The 13,989-nt window shown below is 64.7% G+C and carries 15 protein-coding genes; 10 read left to right on the forward strand and 5 right to left on the reverse strand.

Annotated elements, in window-relative coordinates; all coding sequences use genetic code 11:
* Positions 1–35 precede the first annotated feature (35 nt).
* The gene (locus QUH67_RS03205) at positions 36–1,388 is read left to right on the forward strand and encodes a hemolysin family protein (protein WP_300945201.1); all 1,353 of its coding nucleotides are present in this window, start codon (positions 36–38) and stop codon (positions 1,386–1,388) included.
* Positions 1,389–1,442: 54 nt separating this feature from the next.
* Here QUH67_RS03205 and QUH67_RS03210 read toward each other — a convergent pair whose 3' ends face one another.
* Together QUH67_RS03210 and QUH67_RS03215 are read right to left on the reverse strand one after the other, a co-directional pair.
* Positions 1,443–1,961 carry an AAA family ATPase gene (locus QUH67_RS03210; RefSeq protein ID WP_300945202.1) on the reverse strand — a complete coding sequence of 173 codons (519 nt, stop codon included), beginning with the start codon at positions 1,959–1,961 and terminating at the stop codon, positions 1,443–1,445.
* A gap of 34 nt (positions 1,962–1,995) precedes the next feature.
* Positions 1,996–2,274, reverse strand: coding sequence for a BolA family protein (locus tag QUH67_RS03215; RefSeq protein WP_300945203.1), 279 nt, complete (start codon positions 2,272–2,274; stop codon positions 1,996–1,998).
* A 110-nt stretch (positions 2,275–2,384) separates the two neighbouring features.
* Between QUH67_RS03215 and QUH67_RS03220 the strand changes: the two genes are divergently transcribed.
* Positions 2,385–3,032, forward strand: a complete 648-nt coding sequence (locus tag QUH67_RS03220; RefSeq protein WP_300945204.1) for a J domain-containing protein — start codon at positions 2,385–2,387, stop codon at positions 3,030–3,032.
* A 183-nt stretch (positions 3,033–3,215) separates the two neighbouring features.
* On the opposite strand, the gene QUH67_RS03225 is transcribed toward QUH67_RS03220, so the two are convergent.
* Positions 3,216–4,307: a citrate synthase/methylcitrate synthase gene (locus QUH67_RS03225; RefSeq protein ID WP_300945205.1), complete on the reverse strand. Its 1,092-nt coding sequence runs from the start codon at positions 4,305–4,307 to the stop codon at positions 3,216–3,218.
* 72 nt (positions 4,308–4,379) lie between these two features.
* On the opposite strand from QUH67_RS03225, the gene QUH67_RS03230 reads away from it, so the two are divergent.
* Complete coding sequence (locus tag QUH67_RS03230; RefSeq protein WP_300945206.1) at positions 4,380–5,597, forward strand: citrate synthase family protein; 1,218 nt, start codon at positions 4,380–4,382, stop codon at positions 5,595–5,597.
* Here the strand turns inward: QUH67_RS03230 and QUH67_RS03235 are convergent, their stop codons facing one another.
* On the reverse strand, positions 5,598–6,236 hold the full coding sequence (locus QUH67_RS03235) for a DedA family protein (RefSeq protein ID WP_300947923.1): 639 nt from the start codon (positions 6,234–6,236) through the stop codon (positions 5,598–5,600).
* Positions 6,237–6,536: 300 nt separating this feature from the next.
* On the opposite strand from QUH67_RS03235, the gene cobS reads away from it, so the two are divergent.
* The gene (gene cobS, locus QUH67_RS03240; protein WP_407080402.1) at positions 6,537–7,535 is read left to right on the forward strand and encodes a cobaltochelatase subunit CobS; all 999 of its coding nucleotides are present in this window, start codon (positions 6,537–6,539) and stop codon (positions 7,533–7,535) included.
* Here cobS and QUH67_RS03245 read toward each other — a convergent pair.
* The gene (locus QUH67_RS03245) at positions 7,532–7,717 is read right to left on the reverse strand and encodes a hypothetical protein (protein ID WP_300945208.1); all 186 of its coding nucleotides are present in this window, start codon (positions 7,715–7,717) and stop codon (positions 7,532–7,534) included. The genes cobS and QUH67_RS03245 overlap by 4 nt on opposite strands.
* 63 nt (positions 7,718–7,780) lie before the next feature.
* Between QUH67_RS03245 and QUH67_RS03250 the strand changes: the two genes are divergently transcribed.
* The 6 genes from QUH67_RS03250 (at position 7,781) to QUH67_RS03275 (ending at position 13,838) form a co-directional block, all read left to right on the forward strand.
* Complete coding sequence (locus tag QUH67_RS03250) at positions 7,781–7,957, forward strand: N-acetyltransferase (protein ID WP_300945209.1); 177 nt, start codon at positions 7,781–7,783, stop codon at positions 7,955–7,957.
* Between the two features lie 41 nt (positions 7,958–7,998).
* On the forward strand, positions 7,999–8,502 hold the full coding sequence (locus QUH67_RS03255; protein ID WP_300945210.1) for a DUF29 domain-containing protein: 504 nt from the start codon (positions 7,999–8,001) through the stop codon (positions 8,500–8,502).
* Between the two features lie 27 nt (positions 8,503–8,529).
* Entirely contained in the window at positions 8,530–10,428 is a 1,899-nt protein-coding gene (gene cobT, locus QUH67_RS03260) for a cobaltochelatase subunit CobT (protein WP_300945211.1), read from the forward strand.
* 4 nt (positions 10,429–10,432) lie between these two features.
* On the forward strand, positions 10,433–11,503 hold the full coding sequence (locus tag QUH67_RS03265) for an esterase-like activity of phytase family protein (protein ID WP_300945212.1): 1,071 nt from the start codon (positions 10,433–10,435) through the stop codon (positions 11,501–11,503).
* A gap of 64 nt (positions 11,504–11,567) precedes the next feature.
* Positions 11,568–12,551 carry a Bug family tripartite tricarboxylate transporter substrate binding protein gene (locus QUH67_RS03270; RefSeq protein ID WP_300945213.1) on the forward strand — a complete coding sequence of 328 codons (984 nt, stop codon included), beginning with the start codon at positions 11,568–11,570 and terminating at the stop codon, positions 12,549–12,551.
* Positions 12,552–12,725: 174 nt separating this feature from the next.
* Positions 12,726–13,838, forward strand: a complete 1,113-nt coding sequence (locus tag QUH67_RS03275) for an NADH:flavin oxidoreductase/NADH oxidase (protein ID WP_300945214.1) — start codon at positions 12,726–12,728, stop codon at positions 13,836–13,838.
* The last annotated feature ends 151 nt before the right edge of the window (positions 13,839–13,989 follow it).

Here is a 13,989-nt window from a genome sequence, read left to right on the forward strand (position 1 = left end):
GCGCAAGCAATGCGCGGAGCCTTCACGAGGCAGGCATGAGTTCGACTGCATTCAACCTGCTGCTGGCGTTCCTGCTGCTCGCCGCCAACGCGTTCTATGTCGCTGCCGAATTTGCGCTGGTCAAGAGCCGTGGCTTTCGCATCAGGGCGATGGTCGAACAGGACCGGTTCGGGGCGCGCCTGCTGCACGACATGATGGGTAATATCGAGGCCTATCTGGCGTGTTGCCAGCTCGGCATCACCATGGCCTCGCTCGGTCTCGGCTGGGTCGGCGAACCCACGGTTTCAGCGCTGCTCGAGCCGTTGCTGATTCCGCTCGGATTGTCGGAACGCACCCTGCACTTCGTGTCGTTCACGGCGGGCTTTCTGGTATTCTCCTCGCTGCATATCGTGATCGGCGAGCAGGTGCCGAAAACGCTCGCGATCCGCCAGCCGATGCCGGTCTCGCAATGGATCGCCTACCCGCTGTATCTGTCCTATCTGATCTTCTACCCGCTGAACTGGCTGCTCAACGCCGCCTCGCGCGGCATCCTGCGCATGCTCGGCGTCAAGGAATCCTCGCAGCACGAAATTTTGACCGACTCCGAGATCGAGGGGCTGGTGGAGGAATCCGCCGTGCATGGCGGCATCGAAAGCGGCGAGGCCGAATATATCCACAATGTCTTCCGCTTCGGCGATCTCGCCGTCTCCGACGTCATGGTCCATCGCACCGCGATGGTGATGATCAACGCCGATCTGCCGGCGGAAGAACTGGTGCGCGAGGTGCTGGCGACCGAATACACCCGCATCCCGCTATGGCGCGACAAACCGGAGAACATCATCGGCGTGCTGCACGCCAAGGACCTGTTGCGCGCGATCCGCGCCTCCGAGGGCGACACGTCGCGCATCAACGCCACCGCCATCATGCTGCCGCCCTGGTTCGTGCCGGAGATGCGCCCACTCTCCGAACAGCTGAAGGCGTTCCGCCGCCGCAAGACCCATTTTGCCCTCGTCGTCGATGAGTATGGCGAGGTCGAAGGCATGGTGACGCTGGAGGACATCCTGGAGGAGATCGTCGGCGATATCTCCGACGAGCACGACGTCGTGGTGGCCGGCGTCCGCGTCCAGGCCGACGGCTCGGTGGTGGTGGATGGCTCGGTGCCGATCCGCGACCTCAACCGTGCCATGAACTGGCATCTGCCGGACGAGGAGGCGACCACCGTCGCGGGCCTCGTGATTCACGAAGCGCGCTCGATCCCCGAGCGCGGCCAGAATTTTACCTTCCATGGTTGCCGCTTCCGCGTGCTGCGGCGTGAGCGCAATCGCATCACGGCGCTCAAGATCACGCCACTGCCGCGCGACGCCGAGGGTGAGGATCCGAAGCCGAGACGGGCCGGGACGGCGTTCTGAGCGTCTCCGGTTGTGCCATCCCGGGCGATCCGCACAAGAAGCTGGACGATCACCTCACGCCAGATAGCCGATCGCTTCCGCGAGCAGACGTCCGGGTGGATGCGCCGATGTATCCAGTGTCAACCTTGCGTCGGTCCAGGCTTCATATTCTGTCCGGCGCTGCTCGACCCTGGCCCACGTGACCTCGGCCATCCCCTCGATTCCACGCATTCGCGCCTCGATCCGCCGGCGGTGCGTCGCTTCATCCGCACACACGCATTCGATGATCGCGAGGTCGGCGTGATATTTCGCAGCGAGGTTTCGCCATACGGCGCGTGGCGCCTCGACCGGGTTCACGGCGTCGATCACGACGGACTGCCCGCGCCGCAGATGCTCCTCGGTCAGGGCTTGCGCAACGACATAGGCGGCGATCCCGGTTTGATCCCGGGGCAGGCCGCCGCGCCACATCGCCGCTTCGATCGGATCGATTGAGAACAGCGGCAGCGAAAAATGCCGAGAAAGTCCTTCCGCCAGCGTGCTCTTTCCGGAACCCGGCAGTCCTGCCAAAACAATGAGCTTCTGCGACGTTTTCATCGGATGCTCATATTCTTGCGGCCAGCGCTCCAGACTACCGGCCGGCGGTTTCTCCCGGCGCCTGCGCCTTGATCGCGAGCGCGTGAACGGAGCCCTTGAGTTCCGCGTCTAGCGTCGCATTTACCATGCGGTGGCGTTCAATCCGGCTCTTCCCTTCGAAGGCCGGAGACACGATATTGACCCTGAAATGCGTTTCGCCGCCTTCCCGGTGACCCGCATGACCCTCATGCAGATGAGATTCGTCCGTGACGTCGAGGCTTTCCGGAATGAAAGCTTCACGCAACTTGTTTAAGATAGCGTCTTTGGTGCTCATGATGGCGTCAGATAATTCCGTTATCAGCTTTTCGTCAATGACGCATCCGAACAGAGGTATTGGCAATGTCAAGACTTGAAGCCTTGAGCATTGCGTAGTCAAAGTTAGCCATGGCAATTGATTCATCCAAATTCTTCGACTCCATTCGCATCAAGCCCAACAAGCAGAGCGCGAAGCAGCAGGCGCAGGCGCGCGAGGAAGCCGCCATGTGCGAGTGGGCGGGCTGCCCGAACAAGGGCCCTCATCGCGCGCCGAAGGGCCGGGAGAATTCGCGGGAGTATTTTCACTTCTGTCTCAACCACGTCCGCGAATACAACCAGAACTACAATTTCTTCCAGGGCATGAACGCCGACGCCGTCGCGCGCTACCAGAAGGATGCGCTGACCGGCCACCGTCCGACCTGGAAGATGGGCGCCAACACGGCCGGCAAGAAGGGCAAGCAGGCCGCCGAGGATTTCGACGGCGCCTCCGATCCGTTCAGCATGTTCTCCGAACTCAACGGCCGCGGCCGCTGGCGGCCAGGCCCAGGCGCCGAGGCCAAGGTCGAAACCCGCAAGGTGATGAACGCCGAGCGCAAGGCGCTGCAGGTGATGGGCCTCACCGCCGAAGCCACCCTCGAGGACGTCAAGGCCAAGTACAAGGCGCTGGTCAAGCAGCACCACCCCGACGCCAATGGCGGCGACCGCTCCACCGAGGACCGCCTGATCGAGATCATCAAGGCGTATAATTATCTGAAGACGGTGGTGCGCGGCGCGTAGTTGCCAGCCAAGTCTCTCGTCGTCCCGGCGAACGCCGGAACCTATATGCCGCAGCCTCTCGATTGAGAACCGTAGTCGGCGAACTCCTTCAACCCACCTCCGCCTGTGGTTATGGATTCCGGCTCAAGGCCGGGATGACGGCGGAGTTTGTGGCTCCGCCGTCACTTAAACTACCGGCGCCTCTCACCCCGGCATCGGCCCGATATACGCCGAACTCGGCCGTATCAACCTGCCGCCGCGCTGCTGCTCACGCGCATGCGCGGTCCAGCCGGCGGCGCGGGCGACGGCAAAAATCGGCGTGAACGCCTGACGCGGGATCTTCAGCGCGTCGAGCAGGATCGCGGTGAAGAACTCCACATTGGTATCGAGCGGGCGGTCGGGATTCTTCTTCCGCAACGCGCTGCGGATATAGGCCTCGACCTCGCCGGCAAACGGCAGGTCGGTGCCTTCGCCGGCCAACTGTTCGATCGCGCTTTTCAGCACGTCGGCGCGCGGATCGCGGACGCGGTAGACGCGATGGCCAAATCCCATCAGCCGCTCGCCGCGCGCCAGCGCGCTGTCGACCCAGGGCTTGATGCGCTCGCGGGAGCCGATCGCGTCGAGCATTTCCAGCACCGGCTCCGGCGCGCCGCCATGCAGCGGCCCGGTCAGCGCGCAATAGCCGGCGGTGACGGCGGCGAACAAATCGGCTTGCGTCGACGCCACCACCCGCGTCGCGAAGGTGGAGGCGTTCATGCCGTGGTCGCACACCGTGACCAAATAGGCGTCCAGTGCCGCCACCTCGCGCGCGTTCGGCTTGCGGCCGAGCATCATCGACAGTGTGTCGGCGGCATGGCTGGCGGTGGGATCGGGCGCGACCGGTTCGCCGCCCCTGACCTGCTGCACCAGGGCGCCGGCGATCACCGGAAACGCGCCGACGATGGTGGCCTCGTGCGCCAGGCCTGCTTCCGCGCGAAGCCCCGCGACCGCCGCGCGAAAACCATCGACGATCGAGAGCCCGCGCGTGATGCCGAGCAGGTCCGGTAGCCGCGCAAAGGCGCGTTCGCGGCCGGCGCCGAGCGCGGCGCGGACCGCGGCTTCGCCGACCGGCTGGCCGGTGCCGCCGCTCCATAGCCGGGCGGTCACGCCTTCAAACCCGGTCTTGCGGGCAAGGTCGCCGACCCGCTCGCCGGCGATGATCAGTTCGCCGCGCTCGCCGTCGACATGGCTGAGCACGGTTTCTGCGGCGGGAATTCCGTCCAGGCCGATCGGGGTCTTTGAAAGCTGGATGTTCATGAGAGCCCTCCTTTGTCGGTTTCAAAGTCGAGCCTCTCGACAGATTGATCAATCTTGATTATGTAAATCAATATGAAAAAATCCGCCGGCCTGTACCTCTCGGCGCGCGAGGCCTCGGCCGAACTCGCGATTTCGCAGGCCACCCTCTACGCCTACGTCAGCCGTGGGCTGATCCGCTCGGAGCCGTCGGAGGATTCCCGCAGCCACCGCTACCGGGCCGAGGACGTCCGCACGCTGAAGGAGCGGCGCACGCCGGCGCCCGAGCCGCGCGGCATGCGCAGTTTCGACGCCGATCTGCCGATGCTGGATTCGGCCGTCGGGACCATCACCGAGGACGGCGCGATCTATCGCGGCGTCAACTGCATCGATCTGGCCGAGCGCGACACCCTCGAACACGCCGCGACGCTGTTGTGGGACGTCACCGGCGTCGATCCGTTCGAGCAGGACAATTGCCCTGTTGTGTCGGATGAAATGCGCGCTGTCGCCGAGGCCACGAGCAAGGCCAACGCGATCGATCGCGCGATATCCGTGCTGGCGCTGGCGGCCGCTGCCGACCCGCGCGCCTTCACCCGGGCGCCCGACGGACGCGCGATGGTCGGTGGCCGCATCGTGCGGCTGGTGGTCGCGACCATGCTGAACGCGAAATCATCGGCAAAACCGCTTCACGTGCAGATCGCACGCGTCTGGGCCCCTGACAACAAGCATGCGCCGGACCTGATCCGCCGCGCGCTAGTGCTGCTGGCGGATCACGAACTGAACGCCTCGACCTTCACCGTCCGCTGTGCGGCCTCGACCGGACTCAACCTCTTTGACTCCGTGATCGCCGGCCTGGTGGCGCTGAAGGGCCCGAAGCACGGCGGCGCCGGCGTGCTGGCGGCGCAGCTCCTGAAGACGCTGGCGAATGGCGAGGTCGCTCCCGTAATCCGCGAGCGCGTCGCGCTCGGCGAACGTTTTGCCGGCTTCGGTCACGGCGTCTACAAGCACGGCGATCCCCGCGCGCGGGCGCTGCTGGCGGCGCTGGCGCGCTGCGGCGCGGACCGCAAGTTCACCCATGAAATCCCCGAGAGCATTGCCGAAGCCACCGGCGAGTTCGTCAATATCGACTACGCGCTGGCCGTGCTGGTGCACACGCTCGGCCTGCCCCCCGGCCATGAACTGGTGCTGTTCGCCATGGCGCGGACGGTGGGGTGGATCGCGCATGCCTGCGAACAATTGCAGCACGGCCGGCTGATCCGGCCCCGCGCGCGCTATGTCGGTCCGGCGCCCGGGCGCGGCCCGGGGCGGGCCTGATCAGGAAGCCTTTGCGATCCGGCGGCGGCGCAACGCCCAGACGCCGAGGGCCATGATCGCGGCCGCGAACACGGCAAGCATCCACAAATGCTTGCCGACGTGCTGGTGGTGCGGCAGGCCGGCATAGTGATGCAGGGCCGAGACCGCGAGCACGCCCGGCAGCACATGCGCGCCCGCCCAGGCCAACACCGCGGGAATATTGACGCCGAAGAACAGCGCGGGGCGCATCCCGAGCGCGCCCGCCGTGACCGGCACGAAAGCGCGGATCGGAGGCACAAAACGCCCGAAAAACACCGCCAACGTCCCCCAGCGATGGAAAAACGCCTCGCTCTGCGCCATTGCGGCGGGATATCTCGCCATCGGCCAGGCATTGAGGATTTCGCGTTGCGCGCGGTGGCCGGTCCAGAACGCCGAACCGTCGCCGATCAGGGCGCCTGTGATCGCCGCCGCCAGCACACCCCACAGCGTCAGTTCGCCGCCCGGCACCAGCGCGCTCAGGGCCAGGATGATGGTCGAGCCCGGCACCAGCGCCCCCACCACGGGGGTGGCCTCGAACAGGGCCGCCATAAATAATGTCAGATAGGCCAGCCACGGGTGGGCGGAAACAAATGCAATCACGGGATCAAGGAACGAAGTCACCATCTGCCTTCCGCCAAAGGGGCTAACGCACCAGAGCTATCAAGCCCTGACCACGGCTGAAAGTGCCTGAGAGGCCCGATTTCAGCCGGCGGGGCACCCAGGTAGGCAAAAGTGCGGCGTGATTCGCAGGGCAGCCCTCCAAAAACCTGATACACAGCCTATCTAGATGATAAGGCGACGGAACTTTCATTTCGCCGCGGGCTTCTGCCGGCCCGTGCTCTCTGCTAAGTTGACCCAAGCCCCCATCCGCAGCCATTCAACAAATCTGGTTTCGGGAACGCCCGGGATCTCGGAGGATTGATGACGACCGCCGCCATGAGCAAAGTTACGCAGCCCGCCGGATTGCCCGACATGAAGGTGTCCGTTCGGCAGGTATTTGGAATCGATACTGATCTCGAAGTGCCCGCCTATTCGGAAGTCGATCCGCATGTGCCGGATGTCGATGCTGACTACCGGTTTGACCGCGCCACCACGCTCGCGATCCTCGCCGGTTTCGCCCACAACCGTCGCGTCATGGTCACCGGCTATCACGGCACCGGCAAGTCGACGCATATCGAACAGGTCGCAGCACGGCTGAACTGGCCCTGCGTGCGCGTCAACCTCGACAGCCACATCAGCCGTATCGACCTCGTCGGCAAGGACTCGATCGTGGTCCGTGACGGCAAGCAGGTCACTGAATTCCGCGACGGCATCCTGCCCTGGGCGCTGCAACACAATATCGCGCTTGTGTTCGACGAATATGACGCCGGCCGTCCCGACGTGATGTTCGTGATCCAGCGCGTGCTGGAAGTCTCTGGCCGCCTGACGCTGCTCGACCAGAACAAGGTGATCAAGCCGCATCCGGCATTCCGGCTGTTCTCGACCGCCAACACGGTCGGCCTCGGCGATACGTCGGGCCTCTATCACGGCACCCAGCAGATCAACCAGGGCCAGATGGACCGCTGGTCGATCGTCACCACGCTGAATTATCTGGCGCATGACGAGGAAGTCGAGATCGTGCTCGCGAAGGCCAAGCACTATCGCACGCAGGAAGGCCGCGACATCGTCAACAAGATGGTGCGGCTCGCCGATCTCACCCGCAACGCGTTCGCCAATGGCGACCTCTCGACGGTGATGAGCCCGCGCACGGTGATCACCTGGGCCGAGAACGCCGACATCTTCAGCGATATCGGCTTCGCGTTCCGCGTCACCTTCCTCAACAAGTGCGACGAACTGGAACGGCCGCTGGTGGCCGAATTCTATCAGCGCTGCTTCAATCAGGAGCTGCCCGAGAGCTCGGTGAACGTGGCGCTGAGCTAGCGGTCGTCCCGGTGGAAGTCCGGATCGAGACGACTTACGGCGCGACGAAAAAATTCGTTGCAGCCGGTCTCGAGGCCTTCAATTGTGAGCATCAGGCGGGCAGTCCGCCGAAATCGTTCGCGGTCACAGTGAGGGAGAACGAAACTGTTCGAGGCGGTTTGGTCGCCGAAGGTGTCGGCCATTGGATGGTCTTCACTCTGCTGTGGGTGGAGGAGCGATATCGTCGCCGCGGCTTTGGAGCCTGATTGCTTCGCGCTGCGGAAGCTGAGTCGAAAAACAGGGGTGCAGTTGGTGTTCTCGTCGATACCTATTCGTTTCAGGCGCCGGCCTTCTACAGGAAGAACGGCTACGCGGCCTACGGGCAGGTTGACGATTTTCCCGAAGCCGGAATGATCTGGTTCCGATTCAAGAAAGCGCTCTGATCGATTGGCACCGTTGGATTCTGCAAAAGAAAGCGAATGCGATGAGCACGACGACCAGCAAGGTCCGTCCCGGATCGAACGAAACATCGACCGCGTCCGCCCGCTACGAGGACGATCTCTACGGCTGGGTCGAGGCTCAGGTCGCGCTGCTGAAGGCCGGTCGGCTGGCCGAAGTCGACGCGGAGAATATAGCTGAGGAACTGGCGGACGTGGGGCACGATCAGTACGACAAACTGGAAAGTGCGTTGAGCATCCTGATGATGCACCTTTTGAAATGGGACCATCAACCGACGCATCGATCGCGAAGTTGGTTGAATACTGTGCACGAGCAGCGGAAACGGATTGCGCGCGTCCTGCGCAAGAACCCGAGCCTCAAGTCGCGCATTCCAGAGGCGACAGAAGAGGGGTATGAGGATGCGCGGGACAACGCTGCGGCCGAAACCGGGATCGCTAAAAAGCTCTTCCCGAAAGTCTGCCCTTATGACTGGTCCGTTATTACGACGCGTGTCATCGAATTTGACGATCTCCGGTCGCCGGAAGAATAACATGCTGCTGGAGCTTCGGGCGATCCCATGACCACCTCCAACTCCAAATTCCGTACCGGATCCAAGGAAGCGCCGACCGAGCCGTTCAAGCGCGCGGTGACCTCCTGTTTGCGCGCGATCGCCAAGGCGCCGGAACTCGACGTGACGTTCGCGGCCGAACGTCCCGGGCTCGCGCCCGGCAAGGCGCGGCTGCCGGAGCCCGCCCGCAAGATGACCCGGCGGGATGCTGCGATCGTGCGCGGCCACGCCGATTCGATCGCGCTCAAGCTCGCCTGCCACGATCCCAAGGTGCACCGCAAGCTGATGCCGGGAAACCCGCAGGCGCGCGGCGTGTTCGAGGCGGTGGAGCAGGCGCGCGTCGAGGCGATCGGTTCGCGCCGGATGGCGGGGGTCGCGAAAAACCTGACCGCGATGCTCGACGATCATTTTCACCGCGGCAAGTATGACGAGATCACCGACCGCGCCGACGCGCCGTTGTCGGATGCGCTGGCGATGCTGGTGCGCGAGCGTCTGACGGGGCTGGCGCCGCCGGCGGCGGCGAAGAAGATGGTCGATCTCTGGCGGCCGGCGCTGGAAGACAAGATCGGCGCCCGGCTCGACCAGCTCAGCCGCGTCACCGAGGACCAGGCCAAGTTCGGCGATCTCGTGCATGACCTGCTGTCGGCGCTCGACCTCGGCGACGACCGCGATGCGGACGCCGATGATGACGAGAACGACGAGAACCAGGATGGCGAGAACGATCAGTCCGGCGCCGAGGGTTCGCCCGATTCCGATGCCGCGCAGGAAATGAGCGCCGATCAGGCGCAAGCCTCCACCGACGAAATGTCGGAGAGCGCGATGGAAAGCGCACAGGCCTCCACGTCCGACACGTTCGACGACGGCGAACTCGGCGACGACGAGACGCCGGGTGAGGCGACGCGACCGAATTCGCGCGGCGCCAACGAGCCGCGTGGGCCGGAATATCACGCCTTTGCGCCAAAATTCGACGAGGTGATTGCGGCCGAAGATCTCTGCGATCACGACGAACTGGAGCGCCTGCGCAGCTATCTCGACAAGCAGCTCGCACACCTGCAGGGCATCGTCGCGCGGCTCGCCAACCGGCTGCAGCGCCGACTGATGGCGCAGCAGAACCGCGCCTGGGAGTTCGATCTCGAGGAAGGCATCCTCGATCCGGCGCGGCTGTCGCGCGTCGTCACGGATCCCTATCATCCGCTGTCCTTCATGCATGAGAAGGAAGCGACCTTCCGCGACACCGTGGTGACGCTGCTGCTCGACAATTCCGGTTCGATGCGCGGCCGCCCCATTACGGTGGCGGCGACCTGTGCCGACATTCTCGCGCGTACGCTGGAGCGCTGCGGCGTCAAGGTCGAGATTCTCGGCTTTACCACCCGTGCCTGGAAGGGCGGGCAGTCGCGCGAGGCGTGGCTGGCCGCTGGTAAACCGGCCAATCCCGGCCGCCTCAACGATCTCCGCCACATCATCTACAAGTCGGCCGACGCGCCCTGGCGGCGCGCGCGCAAGAATCTCGGGTTGATGATGCGCGAAGGCTTGTTGAAGGAAAACATCGACGGCGAGGCGCTCGACTGGGCGCACAAGCGGCTGCTCGGCCGGCCCGAACAGCGCAAGATCCTGATGATGATCTCGGACGGTGCGCCGGTCGACGATTCCACGCTGTCGGTCAATCCCGGCAACTACCTCGAACGGCATCTGCGCCACATCATCGAGGAGATCGAGACCCGTTCGCCGGTCGAACTGATCGCGATCGGCATCGGCCACGACGTTACGCGCTACTATCGCCGCGCTGTCACCATCGTCGATGCCGAAGAACTCGGCGGCGCGATCACCGAAAAGCTCGCCGAACTGTTCAGCGAGACCCATGTCGCCGCGCCCACCACGGGCCGCCGGCCGCGCCGGCTGCATTCGTGAGAGCATGCGCACGCCGATAGGCCGCCGCTGGCTGTTGACGTATGCGGCGGCGGGGCTTTCGGTGGCTGCTGTCCCCGGGGTGGCGCTGGCGCAAACGGCCGTGCAGCGGCCACCGAAGCCGGCCGTCCCGGACGAATTCGCGGTCACCGCGCCGGTTTCGATCGAGGTCAATGCCCGGCCGCTGCCCTCCTTCGACACCCGCGACCGCTCGCGTGCGCGGTTCGGCCAACTCGAATACCGTAGCGGGCTGATCCTGACCTCGCGGTTTCGCGGTTTTGGCGGATTGTCCGGCCTGCGGCTCGACACGAAGGGCGAGCGCGTCATCGCGATCAGCGACAAGGGCGGCTGGTTCACCGGCCGTATCCTCTACAAGGGCCGCGACATGATCGGGCTCGACGACGTCGAGGCCTCGCCGATGCTGGGCCCCGACGGCAAGCCGATCACCTCGCGTGGCTGGTTCGATACCGAGGCGCTCGCGCTCGACGGTTCGCTGGCCTATGTCGGCATCGAGCGCGCCAACCAGTTGCTGCGCTTCGATTTCGCCAAGGGTTTTACCCGGGCGCTGGCCGAAACCGTGCCGCTGCCGCCGGCGGCGCGCAGGCTGCCACACAACAAGGGCATCGAGGCGCTGGTGGCCGTGCCGAAGAACCTGCCCTTGGCGGGGACGTTGATCGCGCTCTCCGAACGCGGCCTTGACGCCCAAGGCAATATTCTGGGCTTTCTGATCGGCGGGAAGTCGCCCGGGCAGTTTTCGATCCGCCGTACCGAGAATTTCGATATCAGCGACGCGGTGTTGCTGCCAACCGGCGCGCTGTTGATCCTGGAGCGCAAATTCTCCTGGCTCGGCGGCGTCGGCATCCGCATCCGCCGCGTCGCGCTTGCCTCCGTCGTCCCGGGTGCCGTCATCGACGGGCCTTCGATCTTCGAGGCCGATCTCGGCGATGAAATCGACAACATGGAAGGCATCGATGCCCATGTCACTCCGGAGGGCGACACCGTGCTGACGCTGATCTCGGATGACAATTTCTCGCTGATCCAGCGTAATCTGCTGCTGCAATTCACGCTGGTGGAGTAGCGGGGGGGGGGGGTAATAACGGAACGGTTCTTGCAGCGCTCCAGGCGATGAAACGGAGCTTTTGATGAACAAGTCTCTTCGCGTTATTTGCGTATTTCTCAGCTTTTGGGCAGTCGTTACCGCCCCCGCCGCACAGGCGCAAACCCAGCCAACGGGTTGGCCGACGCGGCTGATCAAGGCGACCATTCCGTTCGGCGCGGGCAGCGCGGCCGACGTGGTGCCGCGGCTGGTGTTCGAGCGTCTCGCAGTCGAGCTCGGTCAATCGATCGTGATCGAAAACCGCGCCGGCGGCGGCGGCATGGTCGGTTCGGCGCTGGTCGCGAAATCCGATCCCGACGGCTACAGCCTTCTCGCCCAGTCGTCGGCGCTGACGATCGCACCGGCGATCTTTCCGAGTGCGACCTTTGACCCCACCCGCGACCTCGCCTCCGTGTTCATGATCGGATCCAGCGCCAACGTGATGATCGTGCCGAAGGAGCGGCCCTGGAAGACCATCCAGGACTTCATCGCCGACGCCAAGGCCAAGCCCGGCTCGATCTCGTTCGGTTCGGTCGGCATCGGCAGCGCCGTGCATATCTCGAGCGAAAAATTCCGCTTCGCTGCCGGGATTGAAGCCACGCATGTGCCGTATCGCGCCGGCCCGGAAGTGATCGCCGACATCCTCGGTGGGCGGATCGACCTGTATTTCTGCCCGCTGGCGACCGCGCTGCCGCTGATCCGCGAGGGCCAGGTCCGCGCGCTGGTGGTCTCGACGGCCAAGCGCGTCGCCGAACTGCCCGACGTGCCGACGCCGGTCGAGATCGGGTTGAAGGACGCCGACAGCAACATCTGGTTCGGTGTGCTCGCGCCGGCCAAGACGCCGCGCGAGATCGTCGAAAAACTGTACGCGGCGAGCGAGAAGGTGCTGGCCGATCCGGCGATGCAGGCGAGCCTGAAAAAGCTCGGCCTCGAACCGATGCCGATGAAGCCGGCCGAGATGGACGACCTTCTCAAGCGCGAGATGGCGGCGAATCTGGAGCTGATCAAGGCTGCGGGCATCAAGCCGTAGGGGAGGGTTGCGCTCCCGGCGGCTGGAGGGGAGGGAAGCGGCTCGACCATGATGCGATCCGAAGAAGTCGCATCTATTTGTTTGAGCATGATCTTTTCGAAAAACCGGTTTCCACTTTTTCGGATCATGCTCTAGCATCGCGGCCAGCTTCCCTCCGGTCCGGATCCCATTCCCATGAGCGCCCTGTTTACCCCGATCAAGCTGCGCGGCCTTGACCTTGCCAACCGGATCATGGTGGCGCCGATGTGCCAGTACTCGGCCGTCGACGGCGAGGCCAATGACTGGCACTTCACCCACATCAATTCGCTGGCGCTGTCGGGGGCCGCGATCTTCTGCATCGAGGCCACCGCGGTGGAACCGATCGGCCGCATCACCCCCGGCTGCCTCGGCCTTTACAACGACGCCACCGAGGCCGCGCTGAAGCCGGTCCTTGCCTCGGTGCGCAAGCGCTCGAAGGCCGCAATCATGATCCAGCTGGCGCATGCCGGCCGCAAGGCATCGAGCCACACGCCGTGGGATGGCGGGCAACTGATCCCGGTGGCCGAAGGCGGCTGGCGGCCGGAAGGCCCCTCGGCGATCCCGCACAAGGAGGGCGAGACGCCGCCGCTGGCGTTCGACGCGGCGGGACTGAAGCGGGTGCGCGAAGCTTTTGTCGCTGCAGCGAAGCGTTCCGAGCGGCTCGGGATCGACGCCATCGAGGTGCATGCCGCGCACGGCTATCTGCTTCATCAATTCCTGTCGCCGATCGCCAACCGGCGCACCGACGAGTATGGCGGCGCGTTGCCGAACCGCATGCGGTTTCCGCTCGAAGTGTTCGACGCGGTGCGCGAGGCGTTCCCGCACGATAAGCCGGTCGGCATCCGCGTCTCCTGCACCGACTGGGTCGAAGGCGGCTGGGATCTGCCGCAGACCATTGAATTCGCCGGGGAATTGAAGAAGCGCGGCGTCGACTGGATCGACGCATCCTCGGGCGGCGTTTCGCCACTGCAAAAAATCCCGCTCGGTCCCGGCTATCAGGTGCCGTTCGCGCAGGCCATCAAGGAGGCCACCGGTCTTACGACGATCGCCGTCGGCCTGATCACCGAGCCGAAGCAGGCCGAGGAGATCATCGCTTCCGGCAAGGCCGACATGGTCGCGCTGGCGCGCGGCATTCTCTACGACCCGCGCTGGGGCTGGCACGCCGCCGCCGAACTCGGCGGCGAAGTTTTCGCACCGCCGCAATACTGGCGCTCGCAGCCCTCCACGCAAAAGGCGCTGTTCGGCACCACGACATTCGGCACGAGGTAGCGGCATACGCCGCTCTTCCTTCCCCTCTCTTGTCCGCCGAAGCCTTGGCGAAGGCGGATGTGGGAGAAGGGATGCGCGCGTCACACCGCCGCGGACCTCTGCCTCGCCATTTCGTCATATCTCGGCCACAGCCTCGGCATGCTATGCTCTC

Origin of the sequence: Bradyrhizobium roseum, from assembly GCF_030413175.1 — a bacterium.
Taxonomy (GTDB): Bacteria; Pseudomonadota; Alphaproteobacteria; order Rhizobiales; family Xanthobacteraceae; genus Bradyrhizobium; species Bradyrhizobium roseum.